17 protein-coding genes are annotated in these 19,076 nt (G+C 62.3%); 5 read left to right on the forward strand and 12 right to left on the reverse strand.

Annotation, left to right across the window (positions count from 1 at the left end):
* Positions 1-181 precede the first annotated feature (181 nt).
* Genes ACVWVP_RS12110 through ACVWVP_RS12130 form a run of 5 tightly spaced genes read left to right on the forward strand, consistent with a single transcriptional unit; the run spans position 182 to position 5,736 of the window.
* The gene (locus tag ACVWVP_RS12110) at positions 182-1,825 is read left to right on the forward strand and encodes an AMP-binding protein (protein ID WP_457406080.1); all 1,644 of its coding nucleotides are present in this window, start codon (positions 182-184) and stop codon (positions 1,823-1,825) included.
* A 21-nt stretch (positions 1,826-1,846) separates the two neighbouring features.
* Complete coding sequence (locus ACVWVP_RS12115; protein WP_259171401.1) at positions 1,847-2,614, forward strand: SDR family NAD(P)-dependent oxidoreductase; 768 nt, start codon at positions 1,847-1,849, stop codon at positions 2,612-2,614.
* A 12-nt stretch (positions 2,615-2,626) separates the two neighbouring features.
* Positions 2,627-3,811 carry an acetyl-CoA C-acyltransferase gene (locus tag ACVWVP_RS12120; RefSeq protein WP_178926046.1) on the forward strand — a complete coding sequence of 395 codons (1,185 nt, stop codon included), beginning with the start codon at positions 2,627-2,629 and terminating at the stop codon, positions 3,809-3,811.
* A gap of 12 nt (positions 3,812-3,823) precedes the next feature.
* Entirely contained in the window at positions 3,824-4,951 is a 1,128-nt protein-coding gene (locus tag ACVWVP_RS12125; RefSeq protein WP_457406085.1) for an acyl-CoA dehydrogenase, read from the forward strand.
* 11 nt (positions 4,952-4,962) lie between these two features.
* The gene (locus ACVWVP_RS12130) at positions 4,963-5,736 is read left to right on the forward strand and encodes an enoyl-CoA hydratase (protein WP_176996084.1); all 774 of its coding nucleotides are present in this window, start codon (positions 4,963-4,965) and stop codon (positions 5,734-5,736) included.
* Between the two features lie 138 nt (positions 5,737-5,874).
* Here ACVWVP_RS12130 and ACVWVP_RS12135 read toward each other — a convergent pair whose 3' ends face one another.
* The 12 genes from ACVWVP_RS12135 to arnC form a co-directional block, all read right to left on the reverse strand.
* Entirely contained in the window at positions 5,875-7,026 is a 1,152-nt protein-coding gene (locus tag ACVWVP_RS12135) for an acyl-CoA dehydrogenase family protein (RefSeq protein ID WP_178920177.1), read from the reverse strand.
* Positions 7,027-7,029: 3 nt separating this feature from the next.
* Complete coding sequence (locus ACVWVP_RS12140) at positions 7,030-8,133, reverse strand: enoyl-CoA hydratase/isomerase family protein (protein WP_259171398.1); 1,104 nt, start codon at positions 8,131-8,133, stop codon at positions 7,030-7,032.
* 131 nt (positions 8,134-8,264) lie between these two features.
* On the reverse strand, positions 8,265-8,975 hold the full coding sequence (locus tag ACVWVP_RS12145) for an HPP family protein (protein WP_457406089.1): 711 nt from the start codon (positions 8,973-8,975) through the stop codon (positions 8,265-8,267).
* Between the two features lie 164 nt (positions 8,976-9,139).
* Positions 9,140-9,343 (reverse strand): type VI secretion system contractile sheath small subunit, encoded by a 204-nt coding sequence (locus tag ACVWVP_RS12150; RefSeq protein WP_457406353.1) that lies wholly within the window; start codon positions 9,341-9,343, stop codon positions 9,140-9,142.
* A 307-nt stretch (positions 9,344-9,650) separates the two neighbouring features.
* Positions 9,651-11,273, reverse strand: a complete 1,623-nt coding sequence (locus ACVWVP_RS12155; RefSeq protein ID WP_457406092.1) for an ArnT family glycosyltransferase — start codon at positions 11,271-11,273, stop codon at positions 9,651-9,653.
* A gap of 3 nt (positions 11,274-11,276) precedes the next feature.
* Positions 11,277-12,656, reverse strand: a complete 1,380-nt coding sequence (locus tag ACVWVP_RS12160; RefSeq protein ID WP_178920173.1) for a UDP-glucose dehydrogenase family protein — start codon at positions 12,654-12,656, stop codon at positions 11,277-11,279.
* The gene (arnF, locus tag ACVWVP_RS12165; protein ID WP_178920172.1) at positions 12,653-13,066 is read right to left on the reverse strand and encodes a 4-amino-4-deoxy-L-arabinose-phosphoundecaprenol flippase subunit ArnF; all 414 of its coding nucleotides are present in this window, start codon (positions 13,064-13,066) and stop codon (positions 12,653-12,655) included. Before arnF ends, ACVWVP_RS12160 begins: the two co-directional genes overlap by 4 nt.
* Positions 13,063-13,410: a 4-amino-4-deoxy-L-arabinose-phosphoundecaprenol flippase subunit ArnE gene (arnE, locus tag ACVWVP_RS12170; RefSeq protein ID WP_178920171.1), complete on the reverse strand. Its 348-nt coding sequence runs from the start codon at positions 13,408-13,410 to the stop codon at positions 13,063-13,065. Before arnE ends, arnF begins: the two co-directional genes overlap by 4 nt.
* Positions 13,407-15,062, reverse strand: a complete 1,656-nt coding sequence (arnT, locus tag ACVWVP_RS12175; protein WP_457406097.1) for a lipid IV(A) 4-amino-4-deoxy-L-arabinosyltransferase — start codon at positions 15,060-15,062, stop codon at positions 13,407-13,409. Before arnT ends, arnE begins: the two co-directional genes overlap by 4 nt.
* Positions 15,059-15,943: a 4-deoxy-4-formamido-L-arabinose-phosphoundecaprenol deformylase gene (gene arnD / locus ACVWVP_RS12180; protein ID WP_457406099.1), complete on the reverse strand. Its 885-nt coding sequence runs from the start codon at positions 15,941-15,943 to the stop codon at positions 15,059-15,061. Before arnD ends, arnT begins: the two co-directional genes overlap by 4 nt.
* Positions 15,943-17,934: a bifunctional UDP-4-amino-4-deoxy-L-arabinose formyltransferase/UDP-glucuronic acid oxidase ArnA gene (gene arnA, locus ACVWVP_RS12185; RefSeq protein ID WP_178920168.1), complete on the reverse strand. Its 1,992-nt coding sequence runs from the start codon at positions 17,932-17,934 to the stop codon at positions 15,943-15,945. Before arnA ends, arnD begins: the two co-directional genes overlap by 1 nt.
* Positions 17,931-18,971 (reverse strand): undecaprenyl-phosphate 4-deoxy-4-formamido-L-arabinose transferase, encoded by a 1,041-nt coding sequence (gene arnC / locus ACVWVP_RS12190; RefSeq protein WP_176996095.1) that lies wholly within the window; start codon positions 18,969-18,971, stop codon positions 17,931-17,933. Before arnC ends, arnA begins: the two co-directional genes overlap by 4 nt.
* Between the last annotated feature and the right edge of the window lie 105 nt (positions 18,972-19,076).

Genomic DNA, 19,076 nt, shown 5'->3' on the forward strand with positions numbered 1-19,076 from the left:
GCACCCGCGACGTCCAATCGCTTGGGCCAACCCGTTGATAAGCGCGCTCGATGATTGGCCAAACCAGTCAGCCATGTTGAAGGCTTTGACCATTGCTGCTGCGCCGCTCTAGAGCGACTATTTCCGCGATTCGTGTGATGCAAAATGTCCTGAAAATAAAAATACAGAAGGATTTGAAGCAATGCGTGAGTATTTGGCTGCCACTACCGAATTCGATTACCAGCGCACCGTCGACGCCGCGTTGGCCGGCACCCTGCAGGGCCTCAATGCCTGTGTGGAGTGTTGCGACCGCCACGCGCTGCCGGGGCGAATTGCGTTGTTCTGGGAGGGCAAGGACGGCCGCAGCGCCACGTCCACCTTCACCGAGTTGCAAGACCAGGCCTCACGTTTTGCCAATTTCCTGCTGGCCCAGGGCGTCACGCGCGGCGACAAGGTGGCCGGCCTGCTGCCGCGCACCGCTGAATTGTTGGTGGTGGTGTTGGCCACCTGGCGTATCGGTGCCGTGTATCAACCGCTGTTTACCGCCTTTGGCCCCAAGGCCATCGAACACCGCCTGGGCAGCTCGGGCGCTAAGTTGGTGGTCACCGACGCGGTGAACCGGCCCAAGCTCGCCGAAGTTGAGGGCTGCCCGACCATCGTCACCGTCGCCGGGCCCAAAGGCGAAGGCATCGTGCGCGGCGACTACAGTTTCTGGGCCGAACTGCCTAACCATTCCAATGACTGCGCCCCCGTGCTGCTGAGCGCCGATGACCCGTTTCTGCTGATGTTCACCTCGGGCACCACCGGCCCGTCGAAGGCGCTGTCGGTGCCGCTCAAGGCCATCGTCGCGTTCCAGAGCTACACCCGCGACGCCGTGGACCTGCGCCCTGAAGACGCGTTCTGGAACGTCGCCGACCCGGGCTGGGCCTATGGCATTTATTTCGGCGTGACCGGCCCACTGTCCATGGGCCACCCGATCACCTTCTACGATGGGGCGTTCACCCTGGAAAGCACGTGCCGGGTGATCAACAAATACGGCATCACCAACCTCACCGGTTCGCCAACGGCCTACCGCCTGCTGATTGCCGGTGGCGAGCAGTTCGCCCAGTCGATCAAGGGCAAGCTGCGCATTGTCAGCAGCGCCGGCGAGCCCTTGAACCCGGAAGTGATTCGCTGGTTTGCCGACAACCTCGGCGTGACCATCCACGACCACTACGGCCAGACCGAACTGGGCATGGTGCTGTGCAATCACCATGGCCTGGAGCACCCGGTGCACGTCGGCTCGGCGGGTTTTGCCTCGCCGGGCCATCGCATCGTGGTATTGGACGACGACTATCAAGAACTGCCGGCCGGCGTGCCCGGCATCCTGGCCATCGACCGCGAGCAATCACCGATGTGCTGGTTTGCCGGCTACGACGGCGTGAAGACCAAGGCCTTCGTCGGCAAGTACTACCTCAGCGGCGACACCGTGGAGCTCAACCCCAACGGCAGCATCAGTTTCGTCGGGCGCAGCGATGACGTGATCACCACCTCCGGCTACCGGGTCGGCCCGTTCGACGTGGAAAGCGCCCTGGTGGAGCACCCAGCGGTGATCGAAGCGGCTGTGGTGGGCAAACCTTGCCCGCAACGCACCGAAGTGGTGAAGGCTTTTGTAGTGATCAATGCGCACTACCGCGCCACCGAGGAACTCGCCGAAGAGCTGCGCCAGCACGTGCGCAAGCGCCTGGCGGCGCACGCGTATCCCCGGGAAATCGAATTCGTCAGCGACTTGCCCAAGACCCCGAGCGGCAAGCTGCAACGCTTTATTTTACGTAATCAGGAAATCGCCAAGGCGGCGGTGGCCTGACCTTTTTTCAAGGACACAATGATGCATATCCAAAACAAGGTTTTTCTGGTCAGCGGCGGTGCTTCGGGCCTCGGCGCGGCGACTGCCGAGATGCTGGTCGCGGCCGGCGCCAAGGTGATGCTGGTGGACATGAACGCCGACGCGGTGGCGGCCAAGGCCAAGCAACTGGGGGATAACGCCCGCAGTGCGGTCGCCGATATCAGCCAGGAAGCCGCCGCTGAAGCCGCGGTGCAGGCCACCGTCGCCGCCTTTGGCGGGCTGCACGGGCTGGTGAACTGCGCCGGCGTGGTACGCGGCGAAAAAATCCTCGGCAAGAACGGTCCCCACGGGCTGGCCAGCTTTGCCCAGGTGATCAACGTCAATCTGATCGGCAGTTTCAACCTACTGCGCCTGGCCGCCGCCGCCATCGCGGAAACCGAAGCGAATGCCGATGGCGAGCGCGGCGTGATCATCAACACCGCTTCGGTGGCCGCGTTCGACGGGCAGATTGGCCAGGCCGCGTATTCTGCCTCCAAAGGCGCGATTGCCAGCCTGACCTTGCCTGCCGCCCGTGAGTTGGCGCGCTTCGGCATCCGCGTCATGACCATCGCCCCGGGCATCTTTGAAACGCCGATGATGGCCGGCATGACCCCTGAGGTGCGTGACTCCCTGGCGGCCGGCGTGCCATTCCCGCCACGCCTGGGCAAGCCTGCCGAGTACGCCGCCCTGGTGCGACACATCATTGAAAACAGCATGCTCAATGGCGAGGTGATCCGTCTCGACGGTGCCTTGCGCATGGCAGCCAAGTAAGGAGCACACCCCATGAGCGATCCGATTGTTATTGTCAGCGCTGTCCGCACGCCAATGGGCGGTTTCCAGGGCGACCTCAAGGGCCTGACTGCACCGCAGCTGGGTGCTGCGGCCATCCGTGCGGCGGTCGAACGCGCCGGTATTGCCAGCGACGCGGTCGATGAAGTGCTGTTCGGCTGCGTACTGCCCGCTGGGCTTGGCCAGGCACCGGCACGGCAAGCCGCGCTGGGCGCCGGCCTGGATAAATCCACGCGTTGCACCACCCTCAACAAAATGTGCGGCTCGGGCATGGAGGCGGCGATCCTGGCCCACGACTCGCTGCTGGCCGGCAGTGTCGACGTGGTGATTGCCGGTGGCATGGAGAGCATGTCCAACGCGCCGTACCTGCTGGACCGTGCGCGCAGCGGCTACCGTATGGGCCACGGCAAGGTGCTGGACCATATGTTCCTCGACGGCCTGGAAGACGCCTACGACAAAGGCCGCCTGATGGGCACCTTTGCCGAGGACTGCGCGGTACACAACGGCTTTAGCCGCGAAGCCCAGGACGCGTTTGCCATTGCCTCCCTGACCCGTGCGCAGGAAGCGATCAACCATGGCAACTTCGCCGCCGAAATCGTGCCGGTGCAGGTCACTGTAGGCAAAGAGCAAAAAACCATCCTGCATGACGAGCAGCCGCCCAAAGCCAAGATCGACAAGATCGCCAGCTTGAAACCGGCGTTTCGCGAAGGCGGAACCGTCACAGCGGCTAACTCCAGTTCGATTTCCGACGGTGCGGCGGCGTTGCTGCTGATGCGTCAGTCCGAGGCGCAAAAGCGTGGCCTCAAGCCGCTGGCGGTGATTCATGGGCACGCCGCATTTGCCGATGAGCCAGGGCTGTTCCCGGTGGCACCGGTCGGCGCGATCCGCAAGTTGATGAGCAAGACCGGCTGGAACCTGGGTGAAGTCGACCTGTTCGAGATCAACGAAGCCTTCGCCGTGGTCAGCCTGGTGACCATGAGCAAACTGGAAATTCCCCATGCCAAGGTCAACGTCCACGGCGGCGCCTGCGCCTTGGGCCATCCGATCGGCGCCTCGGGCGCACGCATTCTGGTGACCCTGCTCTCGGCCCTGCGCCAGAAAGGCCTCAAGCGAGGCGTGGCCGCCATCTGCATCGGCGGTGGTGAAGCCACCGCCATGGCCGTCGAATGCCTGTATTAAGGACTCACCCCCATGCTGCCCAATGACGAACAACTGCAAATCAGCGACGCGGCCCGGCAATTTGCCCAGGAACGCCTCAAACCCTTCGCCGCGGACTGGGACCGCGAGCACCGCTTTCCCAAGGAAGCCATCGGCGAGATGGCCGAACTGGGTTTTTTCGGCATGCTGGTGCCGGAACAGTGGGGCGGTTGCGACACCGGCTACCTGGCCTACGCCATGGCCCTCGAAGAGATCGCGGCCGGTGACGGGGCGTGCTCGACCATCATGAGCGTGCACAACTCGGTGGGCTGTGTGCCGATCCTCACGTTCGGCAACGACGACCAGAAAGAGCGCTTTCTCAAACCCCTGGCCAGCGGCGCCATGCTCGGCGCGTTTGCGTTGACCGAACCCCAGGCCGGCTCCGATGCCAGCAGCCTGAAAACTCGCGCGCGGCTGGACGGCGAGCACTACGTACTCAACGGCTGCAAGCAGTTCATCACCTCCGGGCAGAACGCCGGCATCGTCATCGTGTTTGCCGTGACCGACCCTGCGGCCGGCAAGCGCGGGATCAGCGCGTTTATCGTGTCTACCGACTCGCCGGGTTATACCGTGGCGCGGGTCGAAGACAAGCTCGGCCAGCATGCGTCCGACACCTGCCAGATCCTGTTCGAGGACGTGAAGGTGCCGGTCGCCAATCGCCTGGGCGAGGAGGGTGAAGGTTACAAGATCGCCCTGGCCAACCTGGAAGGCGGACGCGTCGGTATCGCCTCGCAATCGGTGGGCATGGCCCGCGCCGCCTTTGAAGCGGCCCGCGACTACGCCCGTGAGCGCGAAAGTTTCGGCAAGGCGCTGATCGAACACCAGGCCGTGGCCTTTCGCCTGGCGGACATGGCCACGCAAATCGCCGTGGCTCGGCAGATGGTGCACTACGCCGCCGCCCTGCGTGACAGCGGCAAGCCGGCCTTGGTGGAAGCCTCCATGGCCAAGCTGTTTGCCTCGGAAATGGCCGAGAAAGTCTGTTCGGCCGCCTTGCAAACCCTGGGCGGTTACGGTTACCTGAGTGACTTCCCGTTGGAGCGCATCTACCGCGATGTGCGGGTTTGCCAGATCTACGAAGGCACCAGCGATATTCAACGCATGGTCATCTCACGCAATCTCTAAGGAGCCGATACATGAGTTACGAAACCATCCTGCTTGACGTCCAGGGCCGTGTCGGCCTGATCACCCTCAACCGTCCGCAGGCCCTGAACGCCCTCAACGCGCAACTGGTCAGCGAACTGAACCAGGCGCTGGACGGCCTGGAAGCCGACCCGCAAATCGGCTGCATCGTGTTGACCGGTTCGAAGAAGGCCTTTGCCGCCGGTGCCGATATCAAGGAAATGGCCGAGCTGACCTACCCGCAGATCTACCTCGACGACCTGTTCAGCGACAGCGACCGCGTGGCTAACCGTCGTAAACCGATCATTGCCGCCGTCAACGGCTTTGCCCTGGGCGGCGGCTGCGAGCTGGCGTTGATGTGCGACTTCATCCTGGCCGGCGACGGCGCCAAGTTCGGCCAGCCCGAAATCAACCTCGGCGTGCTGCCAGGCATGGGCGGCACCCAGCGCCTGACCCGCGCCGTGGGCAAGGCCAAGGCCATGGAGATGTGCCTGACCGGGCGCTTTATCGATGCGGTCGAAGCAGAACGTTGCGGCATCGTCGCGCGGATCGTGCCGGCCGATGAGCTGTTGGACGAGGCGTTGAAAGTCGCCACCCTGATCGCGGGCAAATCGGTGCCGATCAGCATGATGGTCAAGGAAAGCGTGAACCGCGCCTTTGAGGTGAGCCTGTCCGAAGGCGTGCGCTTTGAACGCCGCGTGTTCCATGCCGCGTTTGCGACCCAGGACCAGAAGGAAGGCATGGCCGCGTTCGTGGCCAAGCGCGCGCCCGACTTCAAAGACCAATAACCCGGTCTGCTATCGCTAGAGATCAAAATGTGGGAGCGGGCTTGCTCGCGAATGCGGTGAATCAGTCGATACATTGGATGACTGACACTGCGCATTCGCGAGCAAGCCCGCTCCCACATTGGGTTTTTGGTGTATTTGTCAGAGCGGGTAGTTTTTCAGTTCCCGGGCAATCACCATCCGCTGAATCTCGCTGGTCCCTTCGTAAATCTGCGTGATTCGCGCATCCCGGTAGTAACGCTCCACCGGGTAATCCTCCAGGTACCCATATCCGCCGTGAATCTGCATGGCCGAGGAGCAGACCTTTTCGGCCATTTCCGAGGCAAACAATTTGGCCTGGGACGCTTCCGACAGGCACGGCTTGCCGGCGCTGCGCAGGCGCGCAGCATGCAGGATCAGCAGGCGTGCGGCATTGAGCCGGGTCTGCATATCGGCCAGCAGGTTGGCAATGCTCTGATGCTCAATGATCGCCTGGTTGAATTGCACACGGTCGCGGGCGTAGGCCAACGCAGCTTCGAAGGCGGCACGGGCGATACCCAGGGCTTGGGCGGCAATGCCAATGCGACCGCCTTCCAGGTTGGACAGGGCGATGGCCAGGCCTTTGCCACGCTCGCCCAGCAGGTTGGCTTCGGGCACGGTGCACTGGTTGAGGGTGACGGCGCAGGTGTCTGACGCCCGAATACCCATTTTGTGTTCCGTTCGGTCGACCACAAAGCCCGGCGTATCCGTTGGCACCAGGAACGCCGAGATACCTTTCTTGCCCAGGTCCGGGTCGGTGACCGCAAACACGATGGCCAGCTTGGCGCGTTTGCCGTTGCTGACAAATTGCTTGGCGCCGTTGATCACCCATTGGCCGTCGCGCAGTTCGGCGCGGGTGCGCAGGTTGTGGGCTTCGGAACCGGCCTGGGGTTCGGTGAGGCAGAAGCAGCCAATCGCCTGGCCACTGGCGAGGTCAGCCAGCCAGGTCTGTTTCTGCTCGGTGGTGCCGTAGTTGAGGATCGGCCCGCAACCCACTGAATTATGGATACTCATCAGGGCACCCGTAGCACCATCGCCGGCTGAAATTTCTTCCACCGCCAAGGCATACGCCACGTAGTCGACATAGGTGCCGCCCCATTCCTCGGGGACCACCATGCCTAGCAGGCCCAGCTCGCCCATCTTGGCAACCAGCCCATCGTCGATCCAGCCGGCTTTTTCCCAGGCTTGCGCATGGGGCGCAATTTCGCCACGGGCAAAGTCGCGCGCCATGTCGCGGATCATCACTTGTTCTTCTGTGTATTCAATGTCTTGCATGGCTTATTGAACCTTTTGCGCGAAGTCGTGAAAGAAGCTCTCGACGTGGGTGGCGTCCAGCCCGTGCAACGTGGGCGGGTTCCAACGCGGGGTTTTGTCCTTGTCGATGATCAGGGCGCGAACGCCTTCGATCAGGTCGCCGCGCTCGAACCACTGGCGATCCAGGTGCAATTCCAGCGCAAAGCATTGCTCCAACGGCAGGCGGCGGCCACGGCGGAGCATTTCCAGGGTCACGGCCATGGCCAGCGGGGAACGGGTTTGCATCAGGTCGGCAGTGGCCAGCGCCCATTCGTGGCTGTCGGCAACGGTGACGGCACGCAGTTGCTCGACGATGCTCGGCACGTCCGGCAACGCGAAGAAGTGGTCGATGACGGGGCGCAGGGCGGCGAGGGGCGCGTCCGGCAGTTGTTGCACGGCGAGCTTGGCGAGTACGCCTTGCAAGTCCTTGAGGGGAGAGTCGTGCCACTGCAGGCGGTCGAGTTTCTGGTCAAGCTCGGCGAGTTTGGTGCTGTCGAGAAACCAATCGGCCAACCCGCAATACAGGGCGTCTGCGGCACGAATCTGCACGCCGGTCACGCCGAGGTAAATGCCCAGTTCACCCGGGATACGCGACAGGAAATAGCTGCCGCCGACGTCAGGGAAGTAACCGATGGCGACTTCCGGCATCGCCAGGCGGCTGCGCTCGGTCACCACCCGAAGGTCGGCACCTTGCACCAGGCCCATGCCGCCGCCGAGGACAAAGCCATCCATCAGGGCCAGCACGGGTTTGCGGTAATGGTGGATAGCCAGGTCGAGGGCGTACTCCTCGACGAAGAAGTCTTGGTGCAGGGTGTCGCCATCTTTGAAACTGTCGTACAGGGAGCGGATGTCACCCCCGGCACAGAAGGCTTTTTCGCCGGCACCGCGCAGGACCACGGCGTACACCTGCGGGTCATCGGCCCAGGCCTGCAGTTGCCGCGTCAGGCTGCGCACCATGTCCAGGGTAATGGCGTTCAAGCCCGCCGGGCGGTTGAGGGTGAGGTGGCCGATATGGTTGCGAACGTCGGCCAGTACCTCGTCTTGAAGAATGTCGGCGCGGCTTGCTTCGGATGAAACCTGAGCAGTCATCTCTAACTCCCTGCTTTTATTGTTCTTTATCAAGATGTTCGTAGGCGAACTCTCTCGCGATCGTACCAGTGCAAATTTGCCCAGTACAACCGTGAATCATGCAGGTCGTTTTTGCATATTTGCAGGGGAACTCAAGCGGCCCGATGGGCCAGCACTTCACCGATGCTGCGCCGCCGCGCATGACCTTCGGCCGCGTGGATCAACTGCTCAAGCTCGGTGGGTTCGATGTCGTAGAACTGCTCCATTTCAGCCAGCGCCAGCTTCAGATCAACCGCCGTGATCGTGGGGTCGGTGGCGGGCGCCGGGTTGCCTAACACAACGGCGGGCGATTCTGCGGCGCCTTTTGGGTAACGTGTACGGGTGGCATTGTTGTAGGCCAGCGCGCACACCAGCAAGGCCGCGGCGCCGAGCATGACCGCTGGCAGTTCGTACCAGCCAAGGCTGGCGGAAGCCGGGTCGGCCAACACCAGGGTCATGGCCAGCCCGCCTGCGGGTGGGTGCAGGCAACGCAGCCAGCACATCAGCACCACCGTCATGCCCGCCGCCAGGCAGGCGCTGCCCAAGGTGCGCCCCAGCACCCGTGCCACCAGCAGCGCGACAACGGCGGCACACAAGTAGCTGCCGATGATCGACCACGGCTGCGCGAGGGCGCCGGACGACACCGCGAACAGCAGCACTGCCGAAGCCCCGAGAGGCCCGAGCAGGTGCATCGCCACCTCCATGCCAAACACGTGGGCGCAGCCCCAGACACTGAGCATCGTGCCCAGGGCCATGCCGATGGCGGCGCGGCTCCATTCGGCAGGGCGCGTATTGATTGCAGCGGGGATCAGGCGAGCGAGCATTGAAGAGGGTCCATAAACAGCGGGCGAAAAAAAAGGCTTGCCTGGTTTCCTGGAAAAGCCCTTTGAAAGTTCCAACATTTGGGGGAGGAACTTGTGCAGTGTGCCGACCCTGCGAGCAGGGCGCCAATGCATATTAATGAGGGTTCAATGCAATAATAATGCAGTTAAAGGGCCGTACCAAACGGAATCAGGCGTACGCTGTGCAAGGTTGGAATGTTTACCTTGCCCAGTACCCGTCTATCCGTTTCTTCGTTGAACAGGTGTTTTTGCAGGTTTTCCCTGAGTTCTGGGTCATCCGCCAACGGCCCCTTCAACGCCACCAGGGCATCGCGCAAGCCCATCAGGCGATCCAGCGAAGGCACCGGCAGGGTCACTCGTTCATCTCCCACAGTCTTCTCCTCTCAGTCAAAAACCATCACGGCAGAGATGGCCTACAGCGTCCTTGTTGTTATGCGGGTGCGCTACAACAGGCCCATCGAGAAGCTCTCTTATGGCCGGGTGGTAGATAGTTAAGGCACCTGGCGAAAGAGTCTACAGCCGGGTTTTGGGTGCCGGAAGAGGCGGGTCCCCAGCCATTACGCATAGGGCTGTAGGATGATTCTTGGCGATAAGAATGCAAAACGCCCACTCCGTGAAGAGTGGGCGCTGTTTCTCACAGAGCCACAAGAAACGCCTCTATGGCGGAGTGGTTTTAGCCAAGTGCAGCAACACATAAGGGTTCTTGTCGAACTCCCCGGTGAGTGTCGGCGTGATGGAGCGAAAGCGCGGATCTTGCAACCCCTCGTAATCCTCCTGGCTCATCACCAGCCAGGCCGGGCCTTGCACCGGTGCGAGCTCGGCAGGCAACTGGGTGAACAGCGGCACCCGGTCGCAGTCGAGGTTGACCATCAGCTTGATGGCCTTGGCATCTTTACCCAGGGCATGCAACACCACCGGCGCCGGCTGGCTGTTGATCTGCGCTTTGACCGCCAGGCTGAAGGTGCGCGTGTCATAGAGGCTGCGCTCAAGGGGCTCGACCACCACGATATAGGTCGCCCAGATTGCCAGTACCGCCGCCAACGCCGGGCCTGCCGGGCGCAGCCGAGCCTTGAACAACGCCAGCAATGCGAGCACTTGCAGTACGCCAAGCACGGCCAGGATCGGTGTCAGGCTACCCAGCTGCTCTGCGTAACGGCGACGCGCAACCAGCAGGCCGATGGCCAACAGCGCGGGCAACAACGTCCAGATACCCAGCATCAGGTTGCGCAACCCGGCAAACAGCCGCCCCTGGGTGACTTGGAACGGGTACGCCGCAATGATCGCCGCCATGGGCAGCATTGGCAGTATGTAGCGGGCTTTCTTCGCTTGGGGAACCGACAGGCCGAGCATCACCAGCAAACCTGCTGCTGCGCAGTACAACACCAGCTGCAGCGCCGGGTCGGGTGCCCGTCGCCCACTTGCCGCCACCGCCAGCAGCACCAGCAGCGCCACCGGGTAGGCCAGGGCGTAGTTGCCGATCGAGCTGGTGAAGTAATACAACACACCGCTGGAGCCTTCGGTGCCGTCCATGCGCCCCAGAAACTGCATGCGAATCACATCCCGCATGAAGTCTTCACCGCCGCTCATCTTGGCCAGCAGCAACAGCAGGCCGACACAGGCCGCCAGCAGGGCCAGGGCCAGCAGGCCGAAGCTGAACAACTGGCGCCATTGGCGGTTGATCAAGTAATAGCTGCACAGCACGCCGGTGGGAATCACCAGGCCGATGGGCCCACGGATCGCAAAGCCGACGATCAGCAGCAGGAACAGCCAGTGCAGGCGTTTGCCCGCGCCGAAGTGGTCATGGGCGTAACCCAGGTAGAACACCGTCAACGCCACGGCCGCGAGCATCTGGTCGAGGGACACCGCACGGGTTTCGCTGATGAAGGTGCTGCTGAGCAGCAACATCGCCACGCTCAGCAGGCCCCAACGCGGAGAGTAGGGCGCCGTGAGGCGGTACACCAGCACCACGATCAGCGCCGAAGCGATGGCCGTGGGCAACCAGGCCGTAAAGCTGGTGACCTGCCCCAGGGGCAGGGAGAACAGCCATGTCAGCAGGGTCGAGGTGGCCAGGTAGTCGGCGTAGGGTTGTCCGTAGGTGGTCGGGAAAAAACTGGGCCCATGGCGCAGCATTTCCTGGGCGAACACCACAAAGCGTGAGTCGAACCCGATGATTGCCTGGTGCCAGTTACCGGCAATGAACAGCACCAGCGCCAAGAGCCCGAGCCCCAGCGACTGGTGGCGGACCGTGGCAGTGAGCCGGGGCGGATGAGCTTTGTTCACGTATCAGGCTTCCTGAACCTGCGGCACCCACTGTTGCTGGGGGATTGGCAATTCACAGGAGTCACCACGCCCAATCGGGAAGTACTTGAAGCCTTTGCGCGACAGGCGCTCGCCGTCGTACAGGTTGCGGCCGTCGAAGATCACCGGGGTTTTCAGGCGCTGGTGGATCAGGTCGAAGTCCGGGGCCTTGAACTGCTGCCATTCAGTGCAGACGATCAACGCGTCGGCGCCGCTCAGTGCCGATTCCGGGGTGCCCAGCAGCGTCAGGCGCGATTCGTCGCCGTAGATGCGCTGGGTTTCCTGCATGGCTTCAGGGTCGAAGGCACGTACATTGGCGCCGGCGGCCCACAGGGCTTCCATCAGCACGCGGCTGGGTGCATCGCGCATGTCATCGGTGTTGGGCTTGAACGCCAGGCCCCACAGGGCGAAGGTCTTGCCCTTCAACTCGCCTTTGAAATAGGCGTTGATGCGTTCGAACAGCTTGCTCTTCTGGCGCTGGTTGATGGCTTCGACGGCTTCCAGCAGGTCGCTGGAGCAGTTGGCCTCTTTGGCGCTGTGGATCAGGGCGCGCATGTCCTTGGGGAAACACGAGCCGCCGTAGCCACAGCCCGGGTAAATAAAGTGGTAGCCGATGCGCGAGTCGGCACCGATGCCCAGGCGCACGGCTTCGATGTCGGCGCCCAGGTGCTCGGCCAGTTCAGCGATCTGGTTGATAAAGCTGATCTTGGTGGCCAGCATGCAGTTAGCAGCGTACTTGGTCAGTTCGGCGCTGCGCAGGTCCATGAAGATGATGCGGTCGTGGTTGCGGTTGAACGGCGCGTACAGGTCGCGCATCACCTCGCGCACCTCTTCACGCTCACAACCGATGATGATCCGGTCCGGACGGCGGCAGTCGGCAACGGCCGAGCCTTCCTTGAGGAATTCCGGGTTGGAGACGATATCGAAGTCCAGGTGACGACCGGCCACGCGCAGGTTCTTCTCAATGTGCGCGCGCAGGGTGTCGCCGGTGCCCACGGGTACGGTGGACTTTTCTACCAGGATCACCGGTTCCACACGGTGACGAGACACCGCGTCGCCGACCGACAGCACGTACTTCAAGTCGGCCGAGCCGTCTTCGTCGGAGGGTGTACCCACGGCGATGAACAGCACTTCACCGTGTTCCACGGCGAGTTTTTCGTCGTGGGTGAAATGCAGGCGCCCGCTTTCCAGGTTTTCCTTCACCATCGCAGCCAGCCCCGGCTCGAAGATGGTCACATGGCCTTTTTGCAGCGATTCGACCTTGTTCTTGTCAACGTCCATGCAGATGACATCGTGACCGACTTCGGCCAATACGGTGGCCTGCACCAGACCGACGTAACCACTACCAAATACACTGATTTTCATGGGGCATTCCTGGGACTTGTGGTGCTAGCACGACGAGAGTTAATAACCAGTACACCGAGGATGACCAACGCCACCCCCAGGGTTTTTGAAAGCGAGAAATGTTCGTTGAACACCGGCAGGCTGGCGGCCAGCAGGTACACCAACGCGTAGCTGATGCTGAGCAGCGAATACGCACGGCCCAGGGGCAGGTCCTTGAGCGCGCCGAGCCAGCAGAGCATGGACAGCGCATAGGCGATGATCGCCAGGATCACCACGCCCAGGGCACCAAGGTCGATGGCATTGGTGCTGAAGGCCGTCAACCATTCGGTCGGCAGGGGCAGGCGTGTCATGCTCCAGCGCATGCCCAACTGGGCGGCGCTGACCAGGCCGACGCTGCCCAGGGCCAGGGCAAAACCACGAACCCGGCTCATACCTGACGCCCCAGCAACACGACCCCGGCGATTACCAGGGCCACACCCAGCCAGTGGCGGCCATCGATGTGTTCGTGGAACACAAAGCGTGCCATCAGCGTGACCAGCACAAAGTTCAGGCTGAGCATGGGGTAGGCAATGCCCACTTCCAGGCGCTGCAATACCAGCAACCAGACCAACAGGCCCAGGCCCAGGCAGATCAGTGCCGACCACAGCCACGGCGAGCGCAGTTTCAGCGCCCAGCCGTCGGGCTGGTCACGCCAGCTTTCTACGGCAAATTTTTGCGAAACCTGACCCATGCAGGTGAGCAGGCAGGCGCCCAATAGCAGCAACAGTGTGATCATGGTGCGACCTGAGGGAAGATCAGGATCACGATGTTGCCTTGCTCGTAACGCTTGCCATCCTGGGGCAGCAAGTTCACCTCAGCGACTTCATCGTCACCCTTGACGCGCATCACCACGCCGACCGGGCCTCGTTTGCGCGCCTCGCTCATCCATTGCTGGACCTGGCTGATGTCCACCTTGCGATGGGCCGTGTCTGCGAAAGCAAGACCGTATTTCACTTCACCGACGGTGTTGTAGAGGGTCACGTCCGGACGGTGCAGGCGCCATGCCAAGGCCGATGCGGCGCCCAGGTCATTGCTCAGCAGTGCGGTGGTCGGTTGCAGTTCCTGCAGGTGATCAATGATGAATGGGTCCGGGGTCTTGTTGTACACCACCGAATGGGGCAGTGCGGCCGGCACCAGGGCCACCAGCAGCCAGCTGCCGATGGCGGGTGCCGCCCAGAGTTTCAAGGGGCGCGCGGCGTGCAGCAGGTTGACCAGGATCCAGCCGAACAAGAAGGTAAACACCAGAACCAGGCTGAGGGTTTCCTGACCGTGCTCGTACACCGGCTTCTTCATTTGGAACCAGCTGAGAGCCAGCATCGCCACCAAACCAATCACCAGGTTCAACCAGCCGTTGATACACAGCACGCGGCCACGGTTCTGGGCCAGCTTGTCGGCCAGGGTCGAACCCATCAACAACGCCAGGGGCAACAGGCACGGCATGATGTAGGAGGGCAGCTTGCCCTTGGCCAGGCTGAAGAACGCCAGGGGCATCAACAGCCACAGCAGCAGGAAGGCGGTTTTCGGCAGGCGCTTGTCGTGCCAGGCCTGTTTGACCGTGGACGGCAGCAACGCCACCCAGGGCAATGAGAACGCCACCAGCAGCGGCAGGTAGTACCAGAACGGCTCGGCATGCTGGGCGTCTTCACCGGCAAAGCGTTGGATATGCTCGTGCCAGAAGAAGAAGTTCCAGTAGTCCGGCTCCTGCAGGTGCACGGCCAGCGCCCACGGCAGGCTCACGACAATCGCCACGACCACCGCCACCAGGCCGTAGCCGAGCAGTTCACGGAAACGCTTCTGCCAGATGGCGTAGGGCAGGGCGATGAGCACCGGTAGCAACCAGGCCAGGAAACCCTTGGTCATGAAGCCCATGCCACAGGCAAAACCCAGCAAGGCCCAAGCGCCCAGGCGGCCACGGCGGGTGGTGTTGTCGAAGCAGAACCACAAGGCGACGCCGGTCAGGTTGACCCAGAAGGTGAATTGCGGGTCGAGGTTCGCATAGCCGCCCAGCAGGGCCACACTGGCGAAACTCATGTAGAGCACGGTGCTGACCAGGCTCTTGCGCGGGTCATTCCACAGCCGGCGCGACACCAGGTACACCAGCAGGATGCTCAGGCCGGTGCTCAAGGCGGAGGCAAAGCGCACGCCGAACAGGTTCTGCCCGAAGATCGCCTGGCCCAGCGCGATCATCCAGTAGCCGGCGGCGGGTTTTTCAAAGTAGCGGATGCCCATGAAGTGCGGCGAGGCCCACTTGCCGGTCAACAGCATTTCCTGGCTGATCTGCGCGTAGCGGGTTTCATCCGGGATCCACAGGCCATGGGTGGCCAGCGGCAACAGGTAAAACACGCCAAACGCCAACAGGAGCAGGGGCAATGCCAGGCGCCGGATCATGCTTGTTGCACTCCGAGCCAACCCTCGCGCCCAGGCAGGGCGCCACGCACCAGCTGTTGCTGGGGCAGGGTGGTCACATCGGCGGGCAACAGCTCGCCCAGCGGTTTGAAATCGATGCCGCGCTGCCCTGCCTGGGCAAGCAACTGGCGAAAATCGTTAGCCATCAGAATCCCTTCTACTTCAGCGTGAATCGTGTAGACGTTCAGCTTGGACTCGGCAAAGCGGTCCAGAATGAAGCCGTTGAAGTCTTTGGCAGCCACGACCGGCCCGACGACTTCGTCGAAGGTCGGCAGGTCTACCGGAATTTGTGGGGTGCCCGCGCTGCCATCGGCCAAGGTTGGACGAAACAGGCTGGTGCCCCGGCAATCACTGTTGTAGCGAAAGTTGAAACCTTGCTTGGCTTGCACCACGCGTTCATCGGCACGCCAGCCGGCCGCCGCTGAACAATCGATACGCTCGCCGAGGATGTCGCTGAGGGTGTCGACGCCACGGCGGATCTGTTCGATCAGCTGTGCCTCGCTCCAGCGCCCGGTGTTGGCTTGCCAGCCGTGGTGGTCCCACGCGTGCAGGCCCACTTCATGCCCGGCAGCCTTGGCCTGGCGCATCAAGTGCCCCAGGTCGCGGCCAATCGGCTTGCCTGGCCAGGCGGTGCCGGCCAGCAAGATGTCCAGGCCATACAGACCGACGGCGTTGGAGCGCAGCATCTTCCACAGGAACTGCGGGCGGATGAGGCGCCACAAGTGGCGCCCCATGTTGTCCGGCCCAACGCTGAAGAAGAATGTTGCCTTGACCCCGGCTTCATCCAGGGATTCAAGCAACCGTGGCACACCGTCACGGGTGCCACGGTAGGTGTCGACGTCGATGCGAAGGCCTGCCTGCATTACTTCTTATCCGCGATTTCGAGCATGGCTTCTTTCAGGAAGAAGTCCAGGGTGTTACCGATGGTCTCGCTCATCTCGACGGTCGGCTCCCAGTTCAGCAGGCGCTTGGCGTTTTCGATGCTTGGCTTGCGGTGTGCCACGTCCTGGTAACCAGTGCCGTAGAACGCCTTGCTTTCCACGTCGCGGAAACCGGCGAACGGAGGGAAGTTGCTACGCAGCGGGTGCGCCTCGAACTGACGCAGCAGTTCTTCGCCCAGCTGACGAATGCTGGCTTCGTTTTCCGGGTTGCCGATGTTGACGATCTGGCCGTCGCACACGCCGTTTTCGTTATCAATGATGCGTGCCAGGGCTTCGATGCCGTCGGCGATGTCAGTGAAGCAACGTTTTTGCTCGCCGCCGTCGAACAGACGGATCGGAGTGCCTTCCACCAGGTTCAGGATCAACTGGGTAATTGCACGGGAGCTGCCGATACGCGCCGAATCCAGGCGGTCCAGTCGCGGGCCCATCCAGTTGAACGGACGGAACAGGGTGAATTTCAGGCCTTTGTCGCCGTAGGCCCAGATCACGCGGTCAAGCAGTTGCTTGGAGACCGAGTAGATCCAGCGCTGCTTGTTGACCGGGCCGACCACCAGGTTGGAGGTGTCTTCGTCAAAGTACTGGTCCTGGCACATGCCATACACTTCGGAGGTCGACGGGAAGATCACGCGCTTGTTGTACTTCACGCAGTAGCGAACCAGCTTCAGGTTCTCTTCGAAGTCGAGCTCGAACACGCGCAGCGGGTTACGGGTGTATTCGATTGGGGTAGCGATGGCCACCAGTGGCAGCACCACGTCGCACTTCTTGATGTGGTACTCGATCCACTCGGTGTGGATGCTGATGTCGCCTTCCACGTAGTGGAAGTTCGGGTGGCTGCGCAGGCGCTCGATGGCGTCGGAACCGATGTCCAGGCCGTAGATTTCATAGCGGTCGTCACGCAGCAGGCGCTCGGACAGGTGGTTACCGATAAAGCCGTTCACACCCAGGATCAGTACGCGGGTACGGCGTGGCTTGCGACCGGACTCAGCACCGCGCAGCACGGAACCGTCTACCAGGCCCAGGGCATCGGCCAGGGCAGGGCCGGCCAGGAACAGGCCGTCGGCGTTGCGTTGGCCGAACTTGACCACCAGGGAGTCTTCGCCGCAGGCAATGCGCAGCGGGTTGACGCTGATCACACGGCCTGGCGCCAGGCCTTCGTTGCCCTTGACCACGTCGGCTTGCCACACGATCAGCTTGTGCTCGCCCACGGCGCAGAAGGCGCCCGGGTACGGTTGAGTCACGGCGCGAACCAGGTTGAACAGTTCTTCAGCCGGCTTTTTCCAGTCCAGTTTGCCATCAGCCGCGGTGCGGCGGCCGAAGTAGCTGGCCTGGCTTTCGTCTTGGGCGGTTTCGCTCAGTTTGCCGGCAACCAATTGTGGCAGGGCATCGCGCAGCAGGTTGGCGGCGGCGTCACGCAGCTTGGCGTGCAGGGTCAGGCCGGTGTCGGTGCGGTCGATGATGACTTTTTGCTGGGCCAGGATCGCGCCGGCATCGGCGCGCTTGACCATGCGGTGCAGGGTCACGCCGGTTTCGGTCTCGCCATTGACCAGCACCCAGTTAGCCGGGGCGCGGCCACGGTATTTCGGCAGCAGAGAACCGTGCAGGTTGAACGCGCCTTTCTTGGCGGTGGCCAGCAGCGCTTCGCTCAGCAGGTTGCGGTAGTAGAAGGAGAAGATGAAATCCGGGTTCAGCTTGGCGATGCGCTCGATCCACAGCGGGTGGTTGGCGTCTTCCGGTGCATGCACCGGGATGCCGTTGCGGGCGCAGAGTTGGGCGACGGAGCCGTAGAAGTTGTTTTCCTTGGGGTCGTCGGCATGGGTGAACACGGCAGCAATGTCGTAGCCGGCAGTCAGCAGGGCTTCAATGCCTGCACAGCCAATATCGTGGTAAGCGAAGACAACGGCTTTTGAATTCATGACGAAACCTGATCGGAAGGAGAAGTAGAAGTGGAGGTATGGGAAGACACCAGGCCGTCAACGACGACCACGGGTGCCGGTGCTGCCGGTGTGTTGCGCAGCACTTTTTCGATAAAGAAGCGCGGGCGGGCCCGCACGTCGCTGTACATGCGGCCCAGGTATTCACCCAAGAGGCCCATGCCGATGAACTGGCCACCGGTGAACACGAACAGCACCGCAAACAATACGAACATGCCGTCGCCGGCCCATTGCGCGCCGAAGGCCAGGCGCAACACGATCAGGGCAATGGCGAACAGTACGCCGAGGGCCGCCAGGCTGAAGCCGACCACGGAGAGCAGACGCAAAGGCGTGGTGGTCATGCAGGTCAGCAGGTCGAACATCAGGCTGATGAGGCGCATCGGGCTGTATTTGGACTCGCCGTGCTCGCGCTCGGCGTGGTGCACCAGGATTTCCGTGGTGTGGCGGGCAAAGCCGTTGGCCAGGATCGGGATAAAGGTGCTGCGCTCGCGGCAGGCGAGCATGGCGTCGACGATGGTGCGGCGGTAGGCACGCAGCATGCAGCCGTAGTCGGTCATGGCCACGCCGGTGGAGCGTTGCACGGCCAGGTTGATCAGGCGCGAAGGCCAGCGACGGAAGGCCGAGTCCTGGCGGTTGTTGCGCACGGTGGCGACCACGTCGTAGCCCAGGGCGGCTTGCTCGACCAGGCGGGGGATTTCTTCGGGCGGATTCTGCAGGTCGGCGTCGAGGGTGATCACCACCTCGCCACGGCACTGCTCGAAGCCGGCCATGATCGCCGCGTGCTGGCCGTAGTTGCGGTTGAGGATCACCGCCACCACGTTGCTGCCGTCTTCTGCGGCAGCGTCTTCCAGCAGTTGGGCCGAATTGTCGCGACTACCATCATCGACCAGGATGATTTCGTATTCGTAGGCCAGTTGCTTGCAGGCTGCCGTCGTGCGACGCAGCAATTCAGGCAGGCTCTCTTGTTCGTTGTAGACCGGGATAACGATCGACACGCAATGAATAGGGTAGGGTTTCAAAGATTCATGACCTCGGGGCTAGAGCAGGTTGGAGCGTGAAAACGGCAGTAACCAGTGGCTGAAACTCAGTGAACTGATTAAACATGGCGTGGGGTTGCGGCATTC

Source organism: Pseudomonas sp. TE24901, from assembly GCF_054058375.1.

Coding starts and splice junctions, on each gene's coding strand:
- ACVWVP_RS12145 (WP_457406089.1), bottom strand. CDS start 8,975: ATGCTCGCTCGCCTGATCCCCGCTGCAATCAATACGCGCCCTGCCGAA.
- arnT (WP_457406097.1), bottom strand. CDS start 15,062: ATGATCCGGCGCCTGGCATTGCCCCTGCTCCTGTTGGCGTTTGGCGTG.
- arnF (WP_178920172.1), bottom strand. CDS start 13,066: ATGAGCCGGGTTCGTGGTTTTGCCCTGGCCCTGGGCAGCGTCGGCCTG.
- arnD (WP_457406099.1), bottom strand. CDS start 15,943: ATGCAGGCAGGCCTTCGCATCGACGTCGACACCTACCGTGGCACCCGT.
- arnA (WP_178920168.1), bottom strand. CDS start 17,934: ATGAATTCAAAAGCCGTTGTCTTCGCTTACCACGATATTGGCTGTGCA.
- arnE (WP_178920171.1), bottom strand. CDS start 13,410: ATGATCACACTGTTGCTGCTATTGGGCGCCTGCCTGCTCACCTGCATG.
- ACVWVP_RS12160 (WP_178920173.1), bottom strand. CDS start 12,656: ATGAAAATCAGTGTATTTGGTAGTGGTTACGTCGGTCTGGTGCAGGCC.
- ACVWVP_RS12115 (WP_259171401.1), top strand. CDS start 1,847: ATGCATATCCAAAACAAGGTTTTTCTGGTCAGCGGCGGTGCTTCGGGC.
- ACVWVP_RS12135 (WP_178920177.1), bottom strand. CDS start 7,026: ATGCAAGACATTGAATACACAGAAGAACAAGTGATGATCCGCGACATG.
- ACVWVP_RS12110 (WP_457406080.1), top strand. CDS start 182: ATGCGTGAGTATTTGGCTGCCACTACCGAATTCGATTACCAGCGCACC.
- ACVWVP_RS12140 (WP_259171398.1), bottom strand. CDS start 8,133: ATGACTGCTCAGGTTTCATCCGAAGCAAGCCGCGCCGACATTCTTCAA.
- ACVWVP_RS12120 (WP_178926046.1), top strand. CDS start 2,627: ATGAGCGATCCGATTGTTATTGTCAGCGCTGTCCGCACGCCAATGGGC.
- ACVWVP_RS12130 (WP_176996084.1), top strand. CDS start 4,963: ATGAGTTACGAAACCATCCTGCTTGACGTCCAGGGCCGTGTCGGCCTG.
- ACVWVP_RS12125 (WP_457406085.1), top strand. CDS start 3,824: ATGCTGCCCAATGACGAACAACTGCAAATCAGCGACGCGGCCCGGCAA.